General features: G+C 65.8%; 17 protein-coding genes. 4 read left to right on the forward strand and 13 right to left on the reverse strand.

The genetic code is table 11. From position 1 onward, the window contains the following. Positions 1-121 precede the first annotated feature (121 nt). Both JNK84_RS19595 and JNK84_RS19600 read right to left on the reverse strand, forming a co-directional pair. Entirely contained in the window at positions 122-625 is a 504-nt protein-coding gene (locus JNK84_RS19595; RefSeq protein WP_293427388.1) for a MaoC family dehydratase, read from the reverse strand. After that, positions 622-1,596 carry a tripartite tricarboxylate transporter substrate binding protein gene (locus tag JNK84_RS19600; RefSeq protein ID WP_293427053.1) on the reverse strand — a complete coding sequence of 325 codons (975 nt, stop codon included), beginning with the start codon at positions 1,594-1,596 and terminating at the stop codon, positions 622-624. Before JNK84_RS19600 ends, JNK84_RS19595 begins: the two co-directional genes overlap by 4 nt. A 201-nt stretch (positions 1,597-1,797) precedes the next feature. Here JNK84_RS19600 and JNK84_RS19605 point away from each other — a divergent pair, with 201 nt between their 5' ends. Together JNK84_RS19605 and JNK84_RS19610 are read left to right on the forward strand one after the other, a co-directional pair. Continuing rightward, complete coding sequence (locus JNK84_RS19605; RefSeq protein WP_293427056.1) at positions 1,798-2,667, forward strand: LysR substrate-binding domain-containing protein; 870 nt, start codon at positions 1,798-1,800, stop codon at positions 2,665-2,667. A 39-nt stretch (positions 2,668-2,706) separates the two neighbouring features. Next, positions 2,707-2,937 carry a fumarylacetoacetate hydrolase family protein gene (locus JNK84_RS19610; protein ID WP_441343276.1) on the forward strand — a complete coding sequence of 77 codons (231 nt, stop codon included), beginning with the start codon at positions 2,707-2,709 and terminating at the stop codon, positions 2,935-2,937. On the opposite strand, the gene ubiV is transcribed toward JNK84_RS19610, so the two are convergent. Genes ubiV through ubiT form a run of 3 tightly spaced genes read right to left on the reverse strand, consistent with a single transcriptional unit; the run spans position 2,885 to position 5,373 of the window. Next, a complete protein-coding gene (gene ubiV / locus JNK84_RS19615; RefSeq protein ID WP_293427062.1) occupies positions 2,885-3,805 on the reverse strand; it encodes a ubiquinone anaerobic biosynthesis protein UbiV in 921 nt (306 codons plus the stop codon). The genes JNK84_RS19610 and ubiV overlap by 53 nt on opposite strands. A 19-nt stretch (positions 3,806-3,824) precedes the next feature. Beyond that, complete coding sequence (gene ubiU / locus JNK84_RS19620) at positions 3,825-4,817, reverse strand: ubiquinone anaerobic biosynthesis protein UbiU (protein WP_293427065.1); 993 nt, start codon at positions 4,815-4,817, stop codon at positions 3,825-3,827. Next, entirely contained in the window at positions 4,807-5,373 is a 567-nt protein-coding gene (gene ubiT, locus JNK84_RS19625; RefSeq protein ID WP_293427068.1) for a ubiquinone anaerobic biosynthesis accessory factor UbiT, read from the reverse strand. The genes ubiU and ubiT overlap by 11 nt, the downstream gene beginning before the upstream one ends. Positions 5,374-5,482: 109 nt before the next feature. Here ubiT and JNK84_RS19630 point away from each other — a divergent pair, with 109 nt between their 5' ends. Together JNK84_RS19630 and JNK84_RS19635 are read left to right on the forward strand one after the other, a co-directional pair. Next, a complete protein-coding gene (locus tag JNK84_RS19630) occupies positions 5,483-7,000 on the forward strand; it encodes a UbiD family decarboxylase (protein WP_293427071.1) in 1,518 nt (505 codons plus the stop codon). After that, complete coding sequence (locus JNK84_RS19635; protein ID WP_293427075.1) at positions 6,997-7,560, forward strand: UbiX family flavin prenyltransferase; 564 nt, start codon at positions 6,997-6,999, stop codon at positions 7,558-7,560. The genes JNK84_RS19630 and JNK84_RS19635 overlap by 4 nt, the downstream gene beginning before the upstream one ends. An 883-nt stretch (positions 7,561-8,443) precedes the next feature. Here the strand turns inward: JNK84_RS19635 and JNK84_RS19640 are convergent. The 8 genes from JNK84_RS19640 to JNK84_RS19675 form a co-directional block, all read right to left on the reverse strand. Beyond that, positions 8,444-8,566 (reverse strand): hypothetical protein, encoded by a 123-nt coding sequence (locus JNK84_RS19640; RefSeq protein ID WP_293427078.1) that lies wholly within the window; start codon positions 8,564-8,566, stop codon positions 8,444-8,446. Positions 8,567-9,040: 474 nt separating this feature from the next. Next, positions 9,041-9,820, reverse strand: coding sequence for an SDR family oxidoreductase (locus JNK84_RS19645; RefSeq protein ID WP_293427081.1), 780 nt, complete (start codon positions 9,818-9,820; stop codon positions 9,041-9,043). Then, positions 9,804-11,330, reverse strand: a complete 1,527-nt coding sequence (locus JNK84_RS19650; RefSeq protein ID WP_293427084.1) for a class I adenylate-forming enzyme family protein — start codon at positions 11,328-11,330, stop codon at positions 9,804-9,806. Before JNK84_RS19650 ends, JNK84_RS19645 begins: the two co-directional genes overlap by 17 nt. 22 nt (positions 11,331-11,352) lie before the next feature. Continuing rightward, positions 11,353-12,195 (reverse strand): ABC transporter permease, encoded by an 843-nt coding sequence (locus tag JNK84_RS19655; RefSeq protein ID WP_441343277.1) that lies wholly within the window; start codon positions 12,193-12,195, stop codon positions 11,353-11,355. Between the two features lie 4 nt (positions 12,196-12,199). Beyond that, the gene (locus JNK84_RS19660; protein WP_293427087.1) at positions 12,200-13,168 is read right to left on the reverse strand and encodes an ABC transporter permease; all 969 of its coding nucleotides are present in this window, start codon (positions 13,166-13,168) and stop codon (positions 12,200-12,202) included. Between the two features lie 11 nt (positions 13,169-13,179). Then, positions 13,180-14,790, reverse strand: a complete 1,611-nt coding sequence (locus tag JNK84_RS19665) for an ABC transporter substrate-binding protein (protein ID WP_293427090.1) — start codon at positions 14,788-14,790, stop codon at positions 13,180-13,182. 36 nt (positions 14,791-14,826) lie between these two features. After that, positions 14,827-15,297, reverse strand: a complete 471-nt coding sequence (locus JNK84_RS19670) for a PaaI family thioesterase (protein WP_293427093.1) — start codon at positions 15,295-15,297, stop codon at positions 14,827-14,829. After that, positions 15,294-16,307, reverse strand: a complete 1,014-nt coding sequence (locus JNK84_RS19675; protein ID WP_293427096.1) for a quinone oxidoreductase family protein — start codon at positions 16,305-16,307, stop codon at positions 15,294-15,296. The genes JNK84_RS19670 and JNK84_RS19675 overlap by 4 nt, the downstream gene beginning before the upstream one ends. Positions 16,308-16,627: the final 320 nt, after the last annotated feature.

The following is a 16,627-nucleotide window of genomic DNA, read 5'->3' on the forward strand; positions in this document are numbered from 1 at the left end:
GCGTGACGGCAAGTCGCTCTCGGAATGCTTTTGAAAAATGAGCGCCGGGCCGGCGCCTTGGCGCCAGCCAGCCCGGAGCGATGCAGGGTTCTGAGTCCCGGCCCGCTTCCATTGGCTTGGATTATTGCGCGACGAAATCCTTGCGGCGTCGCAACAGATATCGGTGCCGCCCTTCCAGGACGAGGACACCGGCCTGATTGTGCACGGTGCTCCTCAATCCCACCACGCCCGTCGTACGGTTGGCCGACAACTCGTCCACCTCCAACGCGGGATAGAGCGTGTCACCGACGAAGACCGGGTGGAGGAAGCGGCTCGACTGCTCGATGAAGGCCTTGAGCGAGTCCTCGACCATGTGCGGAAAGGTTCCGGCGCCCGCCACGGTCTGGATGGCGATCTGGTAGCCATGGGCCAGCATGTCTCGCAGTCCATGAGCCTTGCAGAATTCCCGATCGTAGTGGATCGGATGGTTGTCGCCGCTCGCGGCCTGGAAGGCCAGGAAGATGGCGTCGGTCATTGTGCGGCTCGGCAGGCAGAAGCGCTCGCCGATCCTGAAATCGTCGAACCACCGCTGCTCCGGAATCATTCGGTGCGAACGGACATCAAATGCGGCTCTTTCACTCGTCATTGGACGCTCATCCCGGTCTTCTTCACCACTTCTCGCCACTTGGCGATTTCGTCCTTCACGAACGCGCCAAGCGCTTCCGGCGGGGCCGGTTCCACCAGTTCGGCACCGATTTCCGCGAACCGCATCCGCAACGCCGGCACCGTGAGGGCCTCATGCACGGCGCCATTCAGGCGCAACACGATGTCCTTCGGCGTCGCCGCAGGCACAAAGAGCGCCGACCACGTATAGGCCTCGTAGCCCCTCACACCCTGCTCATCCAAGGTCGGCAGGTCTGGTACTATTGAACTGCGCCGGAGCATGGACCAGCCAATGGCCCGCACCGTTCCGCCCCTCGCCTGTGCCAAACCGCTGGCCGCCGCGTCGATGTAGAAATCCAGCCGGCCTGCGGCGAGATCAGTCAGCGCTGGCCCCGAACCTCGATAAGGAACGTGCAGCGCCTCGGTCCCAGCCATCATCAGGAACAGCGCTGTGCCTAGGTGCGGTGCGCTTCCGATGCCCGCCGAGCCATAGCTCGCTTGCCCGCCGCGTTCGCGAATCCATGCGATCAGCTCGGGAATGTTCCGCGCAGGGAGATCGTTCCGGACCAGTACGACGAGCGGAACCTTGGCCACCAGCGCGACCGGAGCGAAGTCCCTCTCGGTATTGAACGGCAAGCTTGGGAAAAGCGATGGATTGACTGCGTGGGCAACGGTCGTGAGCAGGATGGTCCGACCATCCGGAGCGGCTTTGGCGACAGCGTCGGTCCCGACAACGACTCCCGCCCCCGTCCGGTTCTCCACGACCACGGATTGGTTCAGCGATCGCCCGAGATGCTCGCCAAGGAGCCTGGCCTGGATGTCGGTCGGGCCGCCGGCAGCATAGGGCACGACCATTCGGAGGTTGGGGGCCGCCTGCGCGCCGGCAGGACGCGGGAACGCGATGCCGGTCAGAATGGCAGGTGCAAACGCTAGAACTGAACGCCTCGACAGCATGGTTGCGGTTCCTCCTGAGCCTTTTGAGAACCAGAGCGCATACCGAGGCCTATGAACACGCGGCCGCGAGTTGGATATCTCGATCTCGGAGGCGAGACTCACACCTCCTTGCCATGCCGAACAAACGAGTAATAATCCGACCGTCATGAAAGATAGTTATAATGGTGGGGTGCAAAAACCCCGCCGCTCAATCCGATCCGAGTGTTCGAGGCGGTGGAGCGGCACTTGAGTTTTACGCGCGCCGCTCAGGAGCTCAGAGTGACGCAAGGAGCCGCAAGTAAGGCGATCGCGACGCTCGAGTACCATCTGGGCTTCGCGCTCTTCGAGCGCACTGGGAGCGGGCTGGTGCCCTGCGAAGGCGTCGAGCAGTTTGCGCGCAAGGTCCGCTCGTCCCTCCAGAACATCCACGAAGCGACCAGGGTCCTGTCAGCTCAACGGATGCGCCTGCGTGTCCTGACGCTGCAAGCCTATTCAGGCTTCACCTCTCGCTGGCTCCTGCCACGAATGCCGAAACTTCACGCCGAGCACCCGGACATCGACCTCCGCCTGACGTCGGCCCACGACGGGCACGGCAAGGTCCCCGACGGATCTGAAGCGAGGATTCGATACGGTCGCGGCCATTGGCGCGGTGTTGCAGCCGATCTGCTGTTTCGGGACGAACTCTGTCCGGTATGCTCGCCGAGCCTTCTTGCTCCGCACGGCGCTCCCTATCCTCCCGAAGTCGTCAAGGCCATGCCGCTCATTCATCTGCGCGGCTTTCCCGGGGATTGGAATGAATGGTTGGCTGTGGCCGGCAGCCGGGATGTGAAAGGCGGTCGGTCGATCTATGTTGAAGAGCTGAGCGTCGCCTACCAAGCGGCGGAAAGCGGGGCAGGCGTGGTCCTTGGCCAGCGCAAGCACCTCACCCGCGAACTGAATGCGGGTACGCTCTATGAGCCGTGCGCAGCCGTGCTCAGGCGAGAGCTCGGCTATTATCTCACCTATCGATCAGAGCTCCTCAAGGACACCGCGTTTTTGGCGTTTCGAACGTGGCTTCTGTCGCAGGCGCGCGAGACGGGTGAACGGGGCTAGCCGGACTGGACGACGTCCTCTGGCGTAATCTCCACGGCATTGGCATCTCGCCGTATCGCTCAGACCAAGCCGCCGGGCGCGGACGTGCCGACGTTCGGTCCGAGCCGCAGACTGGATTACGAGGTCGAGCTCGGCATCTGGGTGGGTCCGGGCAATCCCGACGGGCGGCCAATCGCCGTTGACGATGCGGCCGATCACATCGCCGGCTACTGCCTGCTCACCCCTGATTCAGTGTGCGGGATTGCTGCGCTCCGGTCGATCCGAACATAAACCCACGCGAGTATGGCATGGTCGGAACCTGCGTTGTCAGAACGGCAGACCGGTCATCGCCACTGCCGTCGACGGCATGCCGGAACGCTTGGCACACCGCGACGAAATCGCCGCTGTGCGGCGACAGGCGGAGCGCAGTGACGCCGGCGCCCCGCAGCGTCCCGACGTCGTCGATCAGGTTGCAGCAATTGTAGGACAGCGTCTGCACGCCGTTCACGGCGAGGAAGTCCTGGCCGTCGAGGGTCTTGACCACCATTCCGTCGGGGTCCTGATCGCAGACGAACTGACAGGAATCCTTGGTCCGGCCATGGACGCGGGCGTGATAGCAACGGGCCGAGATGGCCAGCGGCACACGACCGAAGGCGAATACCTCGACCCCGATGCCGAGCGGACGGGCCGCCGCGGCAAGGCTTGCCACCGAAGCGAAGGGCAGTTCCGGAGGCAGGCAGACCGCCCGTGCACCACGCCCGGCAAAGAAGCCGAGCGTCGATTCGTTGTAGACATTCACGAGCGGCCCGATCGAGAAGGCCGGCTTGTCCGCCTGCCGGTCCTTGCCGACCCAGCGCATCAGCGTTAGGTCGTCGATCTCGACCTCGTGGTCGTTCTGAGCGAACAGCCCGGCGGCGGCCCGCCGCTCACGTGGCAGGGTGACGAGCGCGAGCGAGGCGAGCACAACGCTCTTGCCGCCCCGTTCCAGCCGCTCCGCGGCCTCGAGGACGCGGTCGGCATAGAGCGGCAGGCGCTTCGAGCAGACGGCCTCTCCGATGACCACCCGATCGACCGGCGCCTCGTCGGCGAGGCGAGCGTAGAAGTCACTCCAGGCATCGGTGGCCCAGTGGAACAGCAGTGGCCCGACGGTCAGTTCCATGACGTTCTCCGCCCGCGCCTCAACGCCAGGCCTTGCGATAGGCGCCGGCCGTCGTCTGCTGGCCTTCGGTCAGGCGCCACAGTTCGCTGGCCGGAATGGGCAGGCCTGCTGCTTCCGCCCTGCTAGCCTTGCGGAAGGCGCGAACCACGGCCTCAACATAGGCGCGGCTGCGCTGCCGGCCCTCGATCTTCAGGGCACGGACGCCGGCGCGGACGAGCTGCGGCATCAGTGTCGCGGCATCAAGGCTCACCGGATCCTCGAAGATGTGGCCGCGATAGTGCTCGGTCTGGAAGCAGCCCTTGCACAGCGTCGGGTAAGGCGCTGCGACTGCCTTTGGCACGCGATGGATGGTGAAGCCGCCGAGGCGCGCGACGAGATCATCGCACTCCTCGGAATAGGCGACATGGCTCGCCGGAGAGCAGACGCCGTGCATGTTGGGGGAGCGACCGGTCGCATAGGACGACAGCGAGCAGCGCCCCTCCGCCATGACGCAGAGCCCGCCGAAGATGAACACTTCGGTCTCGACCTCGATCTCGCGATTGATCGCCGCGATTTCCTCGACCGTCAGCACACGCGGCAGCACGACGCGGCGGATGCCGAACGTCTCGGCGTAGAAGTTGATGGCGTCAGCGTTCGAGGCCGCGGCCTGGACCGAGAGATGCAGGCGTCGGCCCGGATGATGCTCGGCCGCATAGGCCAGCAAGCCGGTGTCGGCGAGTATCACCGCATGCGCCCCGCAACCGAGTGCGTCATCTACGGCGGCGTGCCACAGCGCCTCGCTGCCGGCGCGCGGGAAGGTGTTGATGGCGACGAGAACCTTCACGCCGCGCGCGGTGGCATAGGCGATGCCCTCGGCCATCTCGGCGCGCGAGAAGTTGAGGCCGGGGAAGTTGCGGGCGTTCGTCTCGTCGTTGAACCCGCAATAGACGCTGTCGGCGCCGGCATCCACCGCCGTCCGCAGGGCGGCCGGCGTGCCGGCCGGGCAGACGATCTCGAGTCGTTCACCGGCCATGCTGCAGGCCCCCCCGGTTCGGTCTCGACAGGCTGACGCCGGTCAGGCGTTCGACGAGGGGGAGAATGTGGGACACCGGCGGCGCGGCCAGCGCGCGCAGGGGGCCGAGGCCGTGAAGGGCCTCGGCCGATAGATCGATCTCGGCGTCGTCGATGGCGTTGCGAAGCGCAAGGACCGCCTCCGTGTCGCCCTCGACGACCAGGTCGCGAGAGAAGAACAGCGCATCGCCGTCATAGCTGCCATGGACGAGGCCGAGGAGGGCCGCGAGGGGCCCGCCGATGCGAGCGTCCCGGAGCTGCGTCGTATCGCGCGGCAGGACGCGCAAACGGCCGTCCGTCGCGGCGGGATGAAGGATGACGACGAAAGGCAGGTCCGTGGGATCGATGAGGTAGCGGGAACCGGCATGCACGCCCAGCCTGTCGAACAGGCGCGGATGGCGCTCAGTGGCGACCGCAACGAGCCGGGACAGGAGCGTCTCGATCACGATGGACGGTATCCCACGCAGCAGCAATGCGGCGGCCGCCGGAAACGTCGGGATGCGTTCGGACTGATCCATGGTGAACTTACGGCAGGTCGGCGAGGCCGCGTCTTTGCGCCATCTCAAGGCGCCGACCTCGAAGGCTGGTCAGGAAGCAAGATCGTCGCATGCCAGAGAGGACTTTCGGGTGCAGCGGGATCATCCGCGGTTTCGCGGCCTGCGGGAATTTCTGGCCTTTCTCGCGGCGCACGAGGATCTCGCCCGCGTCGCGACGCCGGTGGACACAGTTCTCGACATGACTGAAGTGCAGCGGCGGATGCTGCGCGCCGGAGGGCCGGCCCTGCGCTTCGATGCCGCAATGGTCGGCGGCCGCCCCGCCCTCATGCCCGTCATCGCCAATCTGTTCGGAACGGAGGAGCGCGTTGCCGCGGGCCTCGGCGTCCGCCGCGAGCGCGTCGGCGAACTCGGCGAGCTGCTGGCGGCGCTGCGCGAGCCCGCGCCCGTGGACGGATTGAAGGACGCCCTGTCGCGCTGGCCGATGATCCAGGCGGCGCTGTCGACCCGGCCCGCCGTCGTCCGTTCTCCTCCCTGCCAGGAGGTTCGTCACGTTGGCCTTGCAGCCGATCTCGCGATGTTGCCGGTGCAGACCTGCTGGCCAGGCGAGCCCGCCCCGCTCATCACGTGGCCGCTGGTCGTCACGCGACCGCCGGATGGCGAATGGGGCGACACCGGACGCTACAATCTCGGCGTCTATCGCATGCAGGTGGCGGGCCGCGACACCGCGATCCTGCGCTGGCTCGCCCATCGCGGCGGCGCCGCCCATCACCGGGCCTGGGAGGCGCGGACCGAGGCCATGCCGGTGGCGGTGGCGATCGGCACCGACCCGGCCACCATGCTCTCCGCCGCCCTGCCGCTGCCAGAGACCGTGTCGGAGATCCGCTTCTCCGGCGTACTGCGCGGCGAGCGACCGCGGCTGGCGCCGGCCGTCACCGTACCGCTGATGGTGCCGGCCGACGCCGAGATCGTCATCGAGGGCTGGGTGCACCCCGGCGAGCGCGCGCCAGAAGGCCCCTATGGCGACCACACCGGCTACTACAATGCCGTCGAACACTTCCCGCTCATGCGGGTCAGCGCCGTCACAACCCGCACGGACCCGCTCTATCTGACCACCCATACCGGGCGGCCGCCGGACGAGCCCTCCGTGATCGGCGCCGTCTTCAACGAGCTGGCTCTCCCCATGATCCGTCGGCAGATCCCGGAGATTGGCGATCTCTGGCTGCCCCCGGAGACCTGCTCCTACCGGACGGCGGTGGTCTCCATCGACAAGCGCTATCCCGGCCAGGCCCGCCGGGTGATGATGGCGCTGTGGGGCATGCTGGCACAGTTCAGCTACACCAAGACCATCGTGGTCGTGGACCGCGACATCGCCGTGCGCGACTGGAGCGACGTGATGTGGGCGATCGCCACCCGCTTCGATCCCTCGCGCGATCTGGTCGTCATCGACCGCACGCCGATCGACTATCTCGACTTCGCTTCGCCTGAGGCGGGGCTCGGCGGCAAGCTCGGCATCGATGCGACGACGAAGGTCGGCGCGGAGACGCATCGCGAATGGGGTGCCGTCCTCTCCATGCCGAAGGACGTCGAACGGCGGGTCGATGCCCTGTGGCCGAGGATCGCCGCGGACCTGGCGGGGCGAAAGCCATGACGCCGCGCGTGGTCGTCGGGGTCAGCGGCGCGTCGGGCGCGGTCATCGCGGTGCGGATCGTCGAACTCCTCGCAACCCTCGGCGTCGCCATCGACCTCGTCATATCGTCCGCCGCCGAGCGGACACTCGCCCACGAGATCAATGCCGCCGCCGCGGACCGGCTGCGGGCCCGCGCCGACGTTGCCCACGGCATCGACGACATCGGCGCCACCATCGCCTCGGGGTCCTATCCGGTGGCCGGCATGATCGTCGCGCCCTGTTCCATGCGCACCTTGGCGGCCATCGCCCATTCCCTGTCGGACAACCTGCTGGTGCGCGCCGCCGATGTGCAGCTGAAGGAGCGGCGGCCGCTGGTTCTACTCGCGCGCGAGACGCCGCTGCACCTCGGCCACCTCAGGGCCATGACAGCGGTCACCGAGATGGGCGCCGTGATCATGCCGCCCGTTCCGGCCTTCTACCGGCGCCCCGCCAGCGTCGAGGCGATCATCGACCATATCGCCCGTCGCGCAATCGACCAGTTGCGCATCAGCCCGCAGATTGCCGGGGCGTGGACTCCCTGATCGGCCTTGGACCTGTGCCCATTGCCTGAGGTGACGGCCGAGACCGGCAGGCAACGATACGTTCATCCGCGACTGGCCCAAGGCAGACGGTGGAGAACAGAAACCCACCCCATCCGGACGTGCCGAATCCTGGTATGATCGTCACCGGAATGGTCTGCGGGCATGTTGAGCCGACCAGACGGAACGCACGGATGGTCCAAAGATCAGTCTCGGATAAAAACCAACCTAGGCTCTAACTGCCGCTGGATGACAAATCAGTGGCAGGTCACCCCGCTTGATGATCTGAAGAACTGCGCCGCGCTTGAAGTCATCGGTGAAGTTCGCTTTGCCCATCGGGGGCCTCCTTACCTCAAAACTGGGGAAGAACGCGCCCTGGAATCTAGGGGCGAGGCCTGGCGCAGGTCGGACGTCCGGCGCGGGCGCTCCGATCATCCGCGGCCGGGGGATTGAATCCTGAGTATCCCGACGCGAGCATTCTCGACCTCAGTCATGGCTGCGCCCGCGGCAATTGCGGGGCGGCCATGATCTTGGCCGCCGAATAGACCAGTGAGTGGGCAAGACCGAGCTGGTTGAGCCGGGCGCACACATGGTCCACGGGTGATCGCCTGATCCACTCCCCGACAATGGCGTTAGGCGCCTCGATATTCGCCCAACGCTTGCCGCGGGTGAGGAACCGCTCGCCGGCGGCAGGGGCGGCATCGCCATCGCCTCGCATAGCCGGCCGAACATCGGATCCGATGATACGGTGAGGACGAGAAAACGGCCGCCCGCCGGCTCGAAGTGATCACCGGGCGCGGCCGCGAAATGCAGATTGCCGAGGCACGAACGACTGGTGCCAAGCCTGTCGGACGCCGTCACCAGCACAGACGCCCAGGAGCCGGCGCTACTCGGCCCATGCCACCGAGTGGTCGCGGACGATCTCTGTTGCGCCGATGCTGCCAGGCGGTCGACCATAGACGGCCGCCTCGACGATCTCGGGGCCAAGGAATGCAAGCTGGATCATCATGCGGATGTTGCGGCTGCTCTTGCGCTCTCGCGCGGCAGGCGCATCAACACCATCGACACGCCCGGCGACCAGATCATCAAGCCACGAGCGCGCCTTGACGATCGCTTGGACCAGCCGCTCGCGATTGGCACGCTGCTGAGAGGCGGCGGCCGCGACCTTGTTGCCCGCTGCCGCGGCCTCGTGAATGACCTTCTCAAGCTTGGTCTGTCGGGCCGAGCTTCGGCTCGGCCGCCGAGGCCGAAGGTGCTGCCCGCTCGGTCCGGTCCTTCCGCTTCGTCACCATCGCCGACCTGCCGCAACCTGCGCCCTCGCGCCGGTCACACACACGCTCTCTTCGCTCCAGCAGTCCAGTCGAATGTGCGAGGAAGCTGGAAGATTGCGCGCATGTCTGGAAACAGCGGCCGCCAAGTGCTGCACCAATTGCGGGCGTACAGCTTCAGTGCACGCAATGTCATCCCTTCATCACCGACACCGTCACAAACGCTGGCCGCCACTGGCATCGATGGTCTGGCCCGTGATCCAGGCACCATCCGGCGAAGCCAGCACTGCAACAATGGCCGCGATATCGGCCGGCCGCCCAACCCGGCCGAGGGCGATTGTGCTGGCCACGGCCTGAGCCGTCTTTGGATCTCGCGCGCGAGGATTCATGTCGGTCGCTGTCGCACCGGGCGAAACCGCGTTGACGGTTATGCCGCGCCGTCCCAGTTCGTTGGCAAGAATGCGCGTCAGCGCCTCAAGGCCAGCCTTGGCTGGTGCATAGACGGCCATATGCGCGAAGGCAGCGCGCGTCCCTATCGAGGAGATGTTGATGATGCGGCCACCGTCGCGCAGATGCGGCAAGAGACCCTGGATGACGAAGAAGGGCGCCCGAAGATTCACTGTCACGGTCCGGTCGAAATCTACCGGAGTTGCATCAGCGAACGGAGCACCGCCGCCAACCCCCGCATTGTTGACGAGGATGTCAAGGCGGGGATCGGCAAACTGCGTGGTGAGGACGCTGGTGACGCGGGACACAAGTACATTCGCGCCCTCGGCCTCGGCCAGGTCCGACTGAACCAGAATGCCCTGCCCGCCGGATGAACGAATGGAAGCGAGGGTCACTTCGGCTTCTTCGACCGCCCTGTTGTAGTGAACGATGACATAGGCGCCATCGGCCCCAAGCCGCTCCGCGATGGCGCGGCCGATCCCGCGGCTCGCGCCGGTCACCAGCGCGAGCTTTCCCGCATGTACGCGCATGTCAGAGCGACCAGCCACGCGCGGATTCGAGCTGGCGCGCACGATTGATCAGAGCGCGACGGTCGATCTTGTTGGTGCCGGCCCAGGGCAAGTCGGCAACGAACTCGATGCGCCGCGGATGCTGGTAAGCCGGGCCGTTTTCGATCGCGAAATGCTTTACCCCGTCGACGCCGATGGAGACAGCGCTGGCGTCAGGCTCGCGGCGGACAATGAAGGCCACCGGCACTTGACCGCGGTCCTCGTCGGGGAGCGGCACGACGGCCGCCTGTTGAATCTGCGGATGTCGCTCCAGGAGCTTTTCAACTTCGCCCGGATAGATGTTCTCGCCCGAGCAGACGAACATGTCGTCGGCGCGCCCGACGAAGAAGTAGAAGCCGTTCTCGTCGCGGCGGAAGACATCGCCGGAGCGATACCAGCCTTCGTCGAGCACCTCGGCACTCTTGCCCGGCAGATTCAGATAGCCGGGTGTGACGGCGGGATTGCGCATCAGCAGCACTCCCTCGTTCTCGTCCGGCCCGTCGACGAGCTTCACCTCGCCGGTGGCCAGCGGGTAGCCGACCGCGAGCGGGGGCTGCGGGACACCTCCAGGGTGAGGGCCGAACACGGCAGGCCCGGCCTCAGTCGTGCCGAAGCCGTTGGTTACGGGAATGCCGGGGAACAACGACCGAATGCGCTCGATCAGACCCAGCGTCAGCGGTGCAGAACCAAGCCTGATCCGGCGCAGACTTGAGAAGTCGCGACCCTTCAGCACCTCCGTTTCCTTGACGACACGCGCGAGCATGGTGGGCACCGCCATCACATTCGTGACCTGGTAGCGCTCCAGCGCGTCGATATAGCTCTTCGCTTCGAAACCCGACAGATAGACCACCGCATTGTTGGTCGCGAAGACACTCTTGCTCTGGAACAGCCCGTTCATGTGGAACAGCGGCTGGGCGATGATCGAGCGCTCGGTCTCGCGCTCGACGGCAGCCGTCGTCTGCTCCAGCGCCCAGAGCTGGCCGAAATGGGTGAGCGGCACGCCCTTGAGCCGGCCTGTGGAGCCGGATGTGTAGAGGATCTGGCCGATCTCGTCGGCGGCGACCACGACGGTGTGGAACGGCCCGGGTACCGCGCGCGCCGCAAAGCCATCCGGTCCGTCATCGTCGAAACTGACAACCGGCACGCCGGCCGGCACCTGCGCGCGACGCGCGCCATCCGCGAAAGCAAAGGCGATGCGCGAATCCTGAAACACATAGTCGATCGTGTCCTGCGCCACCTTGGTATTGACCGGCACGGCGACGAAGCCGGCGCGCATGATGCCGAAATAGGCCGCGATGTACTCGGCCCGGTTCAGCGAGAGGATGGCGACCGCCGCGCCGCGCGGCAGGCCGGCACCGGTGAGCAGACGCGCGACGCCGTTGGCGAGGCCGTCGACTTCGGCATGGGTGAGGACGAGCGGGCTTTCCGGCCGATGCAGGTCGATCACCGCCGTGCGGTCGAGGTCGAGGGAGCGATCGATAAGATCGCCGAGATTGTTCCAGCGGGGCATGCCGGGCTCCTGATCGTCGGGCCTACTGGCCCTTGAGGCGGGGATTGAGCGCGTCGTTGAGGCCGTCGCCGACCAGATTGAGCGCAAGGACCGTGAGCATCACCGCCACGCCCGGCACGGCGCAGATGTACCAGGAGGTGCGGATGAGCGTGCGGCCGTCGCCGATCAGGCCGCCCCAGCTCGCGACATTGGGGTCGCCGAGGCCGAGGAATGAGACGGCGGACTCGAACAGGACGGCGCTGGCGACCACCAGCGACGACAGGATCACCACCGGTGGCAAGGCGTTCGGCAGGATCTCGCCGACGATGATCTGTACGTCCTTCATCCCGAGGGCGCGGCAGGCCTGGACGAATTCGCGCTCGCGCAGCGACAGGAACTCGGCGCGCGTCAACCGCGCGATGGGCGTCCAGGTGACGATGCCGACCGCGATGGTGATGTTGCCGATGGACTGGCCGAGGATCGAGACGATGGTCAGGATGAAGATGATGTTGGGGATGGTCTGGAACAGCTCGGCCGCGCGCATCAGCACCTCGTCCAGCCAGCCACCGAAATAGGCGGCGATGGCGCCGACGGTCACGCCGATGAGAGTTGCGGTGAAGCTCGCAAACAGACCGATGAGCAGCGTCGTGCGCGCGCCATGGGCGACGATGGCGGCGATGTCCCGTCCCAGTGAATCCGTGCCGAGCGGATGACGCCAGGTCAGGAAAGGCCAGACTTCCGGGCGGCCGACGATGCGCAGCGGGTTGCGCGGGAAGAGATAGGGCGCGGCCAACGCCGCAACGACGACGATCACCAGGACGGCGAGGCCGGCGAGCGCCGCGCGATTGCGCGCGAAGCGGCCGAGGAATGTCAGGAAGGGGGCCATGCTGCTAGCGGGCGCGGATGCGCGGATCGAGCTTGAAATAGGCGATGTCGACGGCCGCGTTCGAGACGGCGACGATCAGCGATGACAGCACCAGCACGCCCAGCACCATCGGGTAGTTTCGGCTCATGACGCTGTCGAGCATGAGGCTGCCGATGCCCGGCCAGGAGAACACCGCCTCGACGACGACGCTGCCGCCGACGACGGTGCCAAGCTGCAGGCCGAGCAGGGTCACCACCGGCAGCAATGCATTGCGCAGGACGTGACGGACGACCACCGCCCTGCCCGTCAGCCCCTTCGACCGCGCCGTGCGCACGAAATCCAGCCGGAAGACCTCGAGCATCGAGGCCCGCATGATACGGGCGTACATGGCCGAATAGAACAGGCCGAGCGAGAGCGCCGGCAGCACAAGATGACGGGCGACATCGAGCGTGTCGCTGACGAGGCCGCCCTCGCCGCCGACCGTGCGCATGCCGCCGACCGGCAGCCAGCCGAGCTTCACCGAGAACAGGATGGTCAGTATGATGCCGAGCCAGAAGGTCGGCGCGGCAAAGAAGAACACGGCGCCGAGCGAGATCAGGTTGTCCCAGATCGTGTTGACCTTGACCGCCGCGACGACACCGGCCGTCACGCCAATGACGAGCGCGACCGAGATGCTGGCGAGCATCAAGAGGATGGTCGCCGGGAGATGCATCATGATTACGTCGAACACGGGCGCGTTCTGCCTGTAGGAGAAGCCGAAATCGAGGGTAAGCACCGACCAGATGTAGCGGCCGAGCTGCACGATCGCCGGCTGGTCGAGCCCATAGAGCACGCGCATGCGCTCCAGCAGCGCGGGATCGCTGACCTGCTGGTCCGCCGACATGATGTCGAGCAGCGTTCCCGGCGCCAATTGGATCAACGTGAAGTTCAGGACGATCACGCCGAGCAGCAGCGGGATGACCTGAACGAGACGCCGAACGAAGATCCGACCCATTGGATTTGCTCCTATCGGTCGAGCCAGACGCCGGCCCAGCTATCACCCATGAAATCAGCCGTCTGCGAATGTCCGCGCACATCGGCACGGGCGATCGTGGTCGACTGGATTTCGACGAGCGCGGTCCAGGGCAAAGCCTCGGAAAGCACCTCCTGGAATGCGCGCGCCAGCGTCACGCGCTTGGCAGGATCAATTTCGGTGGAGAGCTTCTCGACGACGGCGTCCAGCTTCGGATCCGAATGGCCCGTCGCGTTCCGGAAGGCACCGCCCCTGATGATGTTGTCGGTGGTGACGAAGCGCGTCCATTCCGGCACGAGTTCGACCGTCCCCGAATTGTTCGACAGGGCGATGTCGTATTCGTAGTCGGTGTAGATGCGCTTGAACGAGGTCGCGCGATCGGGGATCGCGAGATCGACCTCGATGTCGAGATCCTCCAGCGCTTGCCGGACATACTGGCCGAGCTTGACGTTCTCCTCGAACCAGCCGGCCGCGACGAGATTGAGCTTGAACCTTCCGCCGCGCTTCTTCGGAAAGCCCGCTGCATCCAGCAACCTGCCGGCCTGTGCGAGATCGAAAGCATAGGGCTTCAGCTTCGGATCGAAGAAGATTTTGTTCGTGCTCGGTACGGAGCCGGATGCCGGTTTGGCGAGACCAAAGAAAATCGTGTCGGCAATGAACTGGCGGTCGATGGCGAGGTTGATCGCCTTGCGGATATCGGGGCGCTTGACGATGTCGCGACGGCTGTTGAACTCGATGGTCGATACCCAGGCCGAATTGTCATAGCCGACCGTGGTCGAGACAAAGCGCTTCGTATCGACCAGCCGCTTGATGTCTGGCGCCGGCGTCGGGTTGAAGACGCCGAGGTCGAGCTGTCCGGCCTCGAAAGCGGCCGAACGTGACGCGGGATCGCGCCACCAGCGGATGACGAGACGATCGAGATAGGGCTGCGGCGCGTTCCAGTAATCCTCATTGCGAACCAGCTCGGCATGGCTGCCGCGCACCCATTCCTTGAACTTGAACGGGCCGGTGCCGACCGGCGCATTGTTCGCGGGGTTGGTGAGGATGTCGCGGCCCTCGTAGATGTGCTTCGGGATGACCAGCCCGGCCTTGCCGGCCAGCACCGACTTCAGGAAGAACTCCGGCAGCGGCGTATCGAACTTCAAGAGCGCAGTGGTGGCATCGACTGCCTCCGCGGCGACAAGCGCCTTCAGTGCAATGCCCGCCGACAGCGGCTTCCAGTATTCGAGCGCGTTGAACACAATGTCGTCGGCGGTTAGCGGCTTGCCGTCGTGCCACACGACATTGGGACGCAGCTTGATGCGATAGGTGCGGAAATCCTCGGACGGTGTCACTTCGAGCGCCAGCACCGGAACAAAATCGAGATCGTTGTCGAGCGTCAGCAGGCGCTCGTGAATCTTGGTCGAGGTAAAGTATGGGCTAGAGCCGCCGCCCGGCGGCACGAACAGGGCCTGCGGCTCGAAGCCGCCCCAAGTGCCCGTCAGCGTGCCGCCGCGCTTCGGCTGCTGGCCGGCCCGTTGCGCGAAGGCATGAGAACCAAGACCGAGAGCGGCTGCGGTGCCGGCTGTGGCGGCGAGCAGATTTCTACGGGACAATTGGGACATGACATGTCACCTCGTCGGTGGATCGCCGGGTGGCGATCAGTTGGATGCAAGGGTTGCGTAGGTGGCGCGGCCGATCGCCAGCAGCGCGCCGCGCTCGTCGAAGACATCGACATCGGCAACGCCGACGCTGCGGCCGTTGCGGCGGACCTTCGCCTTGACGATCAGCGCCGTGTTGACGGCGGGGCGCAGGTAATCGACGCGGAAGTTGATGGTCGGCAGGCCGCGTCCGACGAGTTGCACCAGGGCGAAATCGCCAACCGTGTCGATCACCGAGGCGATCGGCCCGCCATGCCACTGGCCCGTGCCTCCGCTGCGTTCGAGTTCCGGGCGGAACGGAGCACGGACGGTGATCTCCTCATTCGCCGCGTCCGCCTCGACGACCTTGAGGCCGAGGAAGGCGATGAACGGCGAAGCATCGAACCTGGCCTGGATGGCCTCCGCCGACAGCGGAACAGCGACGGCATCAGTCGCTTTGGAAGCGGCGGCACGAAGGGCGTCGGCGCTCATGGCGTCACCACGACCTTGCCGAAGACCTCGCGATCCTCGATCACGCGCAGCGCCTCGCGGGCCTCCGTCAGCGGGTAGGTCTTGTCGACCAGCGCCTTGAGCTGACCCGACGCGACGAGATCGAACAGCGTGCGAATGTCGTCGGGCTCCCAGCCGTTGGAGCCGAGAATCTGGAGTTCGAAGGTCCAGATGAAGCGAATGTCCTCGGTCGGCGCATAGCCGGCAGTGGCGCCGCAGGTCAGAAGCCGGCCGCCGAGGCTCAACGCACGCAGCGACTTCACCCAGGTGTCTCCGCCGGTGAAGTTGACCACCGCGTCGATGCCGCCCTTGGCCCCGCCGCGACGGCGATGCGGCTTGCCGTGACGCTCCTGGATCACCTTGAGGAAATCCTCCTGCGTGTAGAGGATGATCTCGTCGGCGCCGAGTTCCTTAAGGCGCCTGCCCTTCTCCTCGCTGCCGGCTGCCGCGATGACATAGGCCCCGGCGAGCTTGGCGAGTTGCACCGCGCAAACCCCGACGCCGCCGCTGGCGCCGAGGATCAGCACCTTCTCGCCGGCGCTGATCTTGCCGATGGTGCGGACCATGCGCAGCGCCGTGCCGTAGGCGACCGGCAGCGCCGCGGCCTGTTCGAACGAGATGGCGTCAGGAATGCGGATGAGCTGATGCGCCTTGGCGCGGCAATATTCGGCGAGGCCGCCATTGACCGTCTCGCCCATCAGCCCGCCTTCAACGCGGTTGATCGGATCGACGAGGACGCGGTCGCCGACCGACCATTCCGTGACGCCCCCGCCGATCTCGGCGATCTCGCCGACCACGTCGAGCCCGATCACCACCGGGAAGGGAATTTTGATTCCGGGCATGCCGCGGCGGGTGAACACGTCGTGGTAGTTCAGCGAGCTGGCGCGTACCCGCAAGACGACCTCCCCCGCCCCGGCGGCGGGCGTCGGGAAGTCGGTCTCGTAGACCAGTTTGTCGAGACCGCCGTGCTCACGCAGGACAACCGCATGCATCGCCAATTCGCTCCGGTGTTCACCGCTTCTCGACGCAGCTTCGGCTGCCCGATGCGGAGTGCTGGCTGGCGGTCGATCGGCCCGATGCCGAGGGCCACAAGGAGCCAGCTGATTACTGCAGAAGTCTCGGAAGCAACGCCGTCCAAGTCAATGAAATGTACTTTTTAAAGAACGATCATCTATGGAGGCAAAGTCTCTCACGACGGGATCATGGAGATTGTTTCGTCCAATCAGGGCAAATTATAGCCAACCTGCCATTGGCTCTAGGCGAATCGTCCTCTTTAACGAACGACGCAGTGTCACCGCGGCATCGCTGCCGT

The sequence above is a fragment of the Phreatobacter sp. genome, from assembly GCF_016793595.1.
In the GTDB taxonomy this organism is placed as follows: Bacteria; Pseudomonadota; Alphaproteobacteria; order Rhizobiales; family Phreatobacteraceae; genus Phreatobacter.

Bases quoted from the DNA above. Each gene is read 5' to 3' on its own strand.
- JNK84_RS19595 (WP_293427388.1), bottom strand. From the start codon at position 625: ATGACGAGTGAAAGAGCCGCATTTGATGTCCGTTCGCACCGAATGATT.
- JNK84_RS19600 (WP_293427053.1), bottom strand. From the start codon at position 1,596: ATGCTGTCGAGGCGTTCAGTTCTAGCGTTTGCACCTGCCATTCTGACC.
- ubiV (WP_293427062.1), bottom strand. From the start codon at position 3,805: ATGGAACTGACCGTCGGGCCACTGCTGTTCCACTGGGCCACCGATGCC.
- ubiU (WP_293427065.1), bottom strand. From the start codon at position 4,817: ATGGCCGGTGAACGACTCGAGATCGTCTGCCCGGCCGGCACGCCGGCC.
- ubiT (WP_293427068.1), bottom strand. From the start codon at position 5,373: ATGGATCAGTCCGAACGCATCCCGACGTTTCCGGCGGCCGCCGCATTG.
- JNK84_RS19635 (WP_293427075.1), top strand. From the start codon at position 6,997: ATGACGCCGCGCGTGGTCGTCGGGGTCAGCGGCGCGTCGGGCGCGGTC.
- JNK84_RS19640 (WP_293427078.1), bottom strand. From the start codon at position 8,566: ATGATGATCCAGCTTGCATTCCTTGGCCCCGAGATCGTCGAGGCGGCC.
- JNK84_RS19650 (WP_293427084.1), bottom strand. From the start codon at position 11,330: ATGCCCCGCTGGAACAATCTCGGCGATCTTATCGATCGCTCCCTCGAC.
- JNK84_RS19655 (WP_441343277.1), bottom strand. From the start codon at position 12,195: ATGGCCCCCTTCCTGACATTCCTCGGCCGCTTCGCGCGCAATCGCGCG.
- JNK84_RS19660 (WP_293427087.1), bottom strand. From the start codon at position 13,168: ATGGGTCGGATCTTCGTTCGGCGTCTCGTTCAGGTCATCCCGCTGCTG.
- JNK84_RS19665 (WP_293427090.1), bottom strand. From the start codon at position 14,790: ATGTCCCAATTGTCCCGTAGAAATCTGCTCGCCGCCACAGCCGGCACC.
- JNK84_RS19670 (WP_293427093.1), bottom strand. From the start codon at position 15,297: ATGAGCGCCGACGCCCTTCGTGCCGCCGCTTCCAAAGCGACTGATGCC.
- JNK84_RS19675 (WP_293427096.1), bottom strand. From the start codon at position 16,307: ATGCATGCGGTTGTCCTGCGTGAGCACGGCGGTCTCGACAAACTGGTC.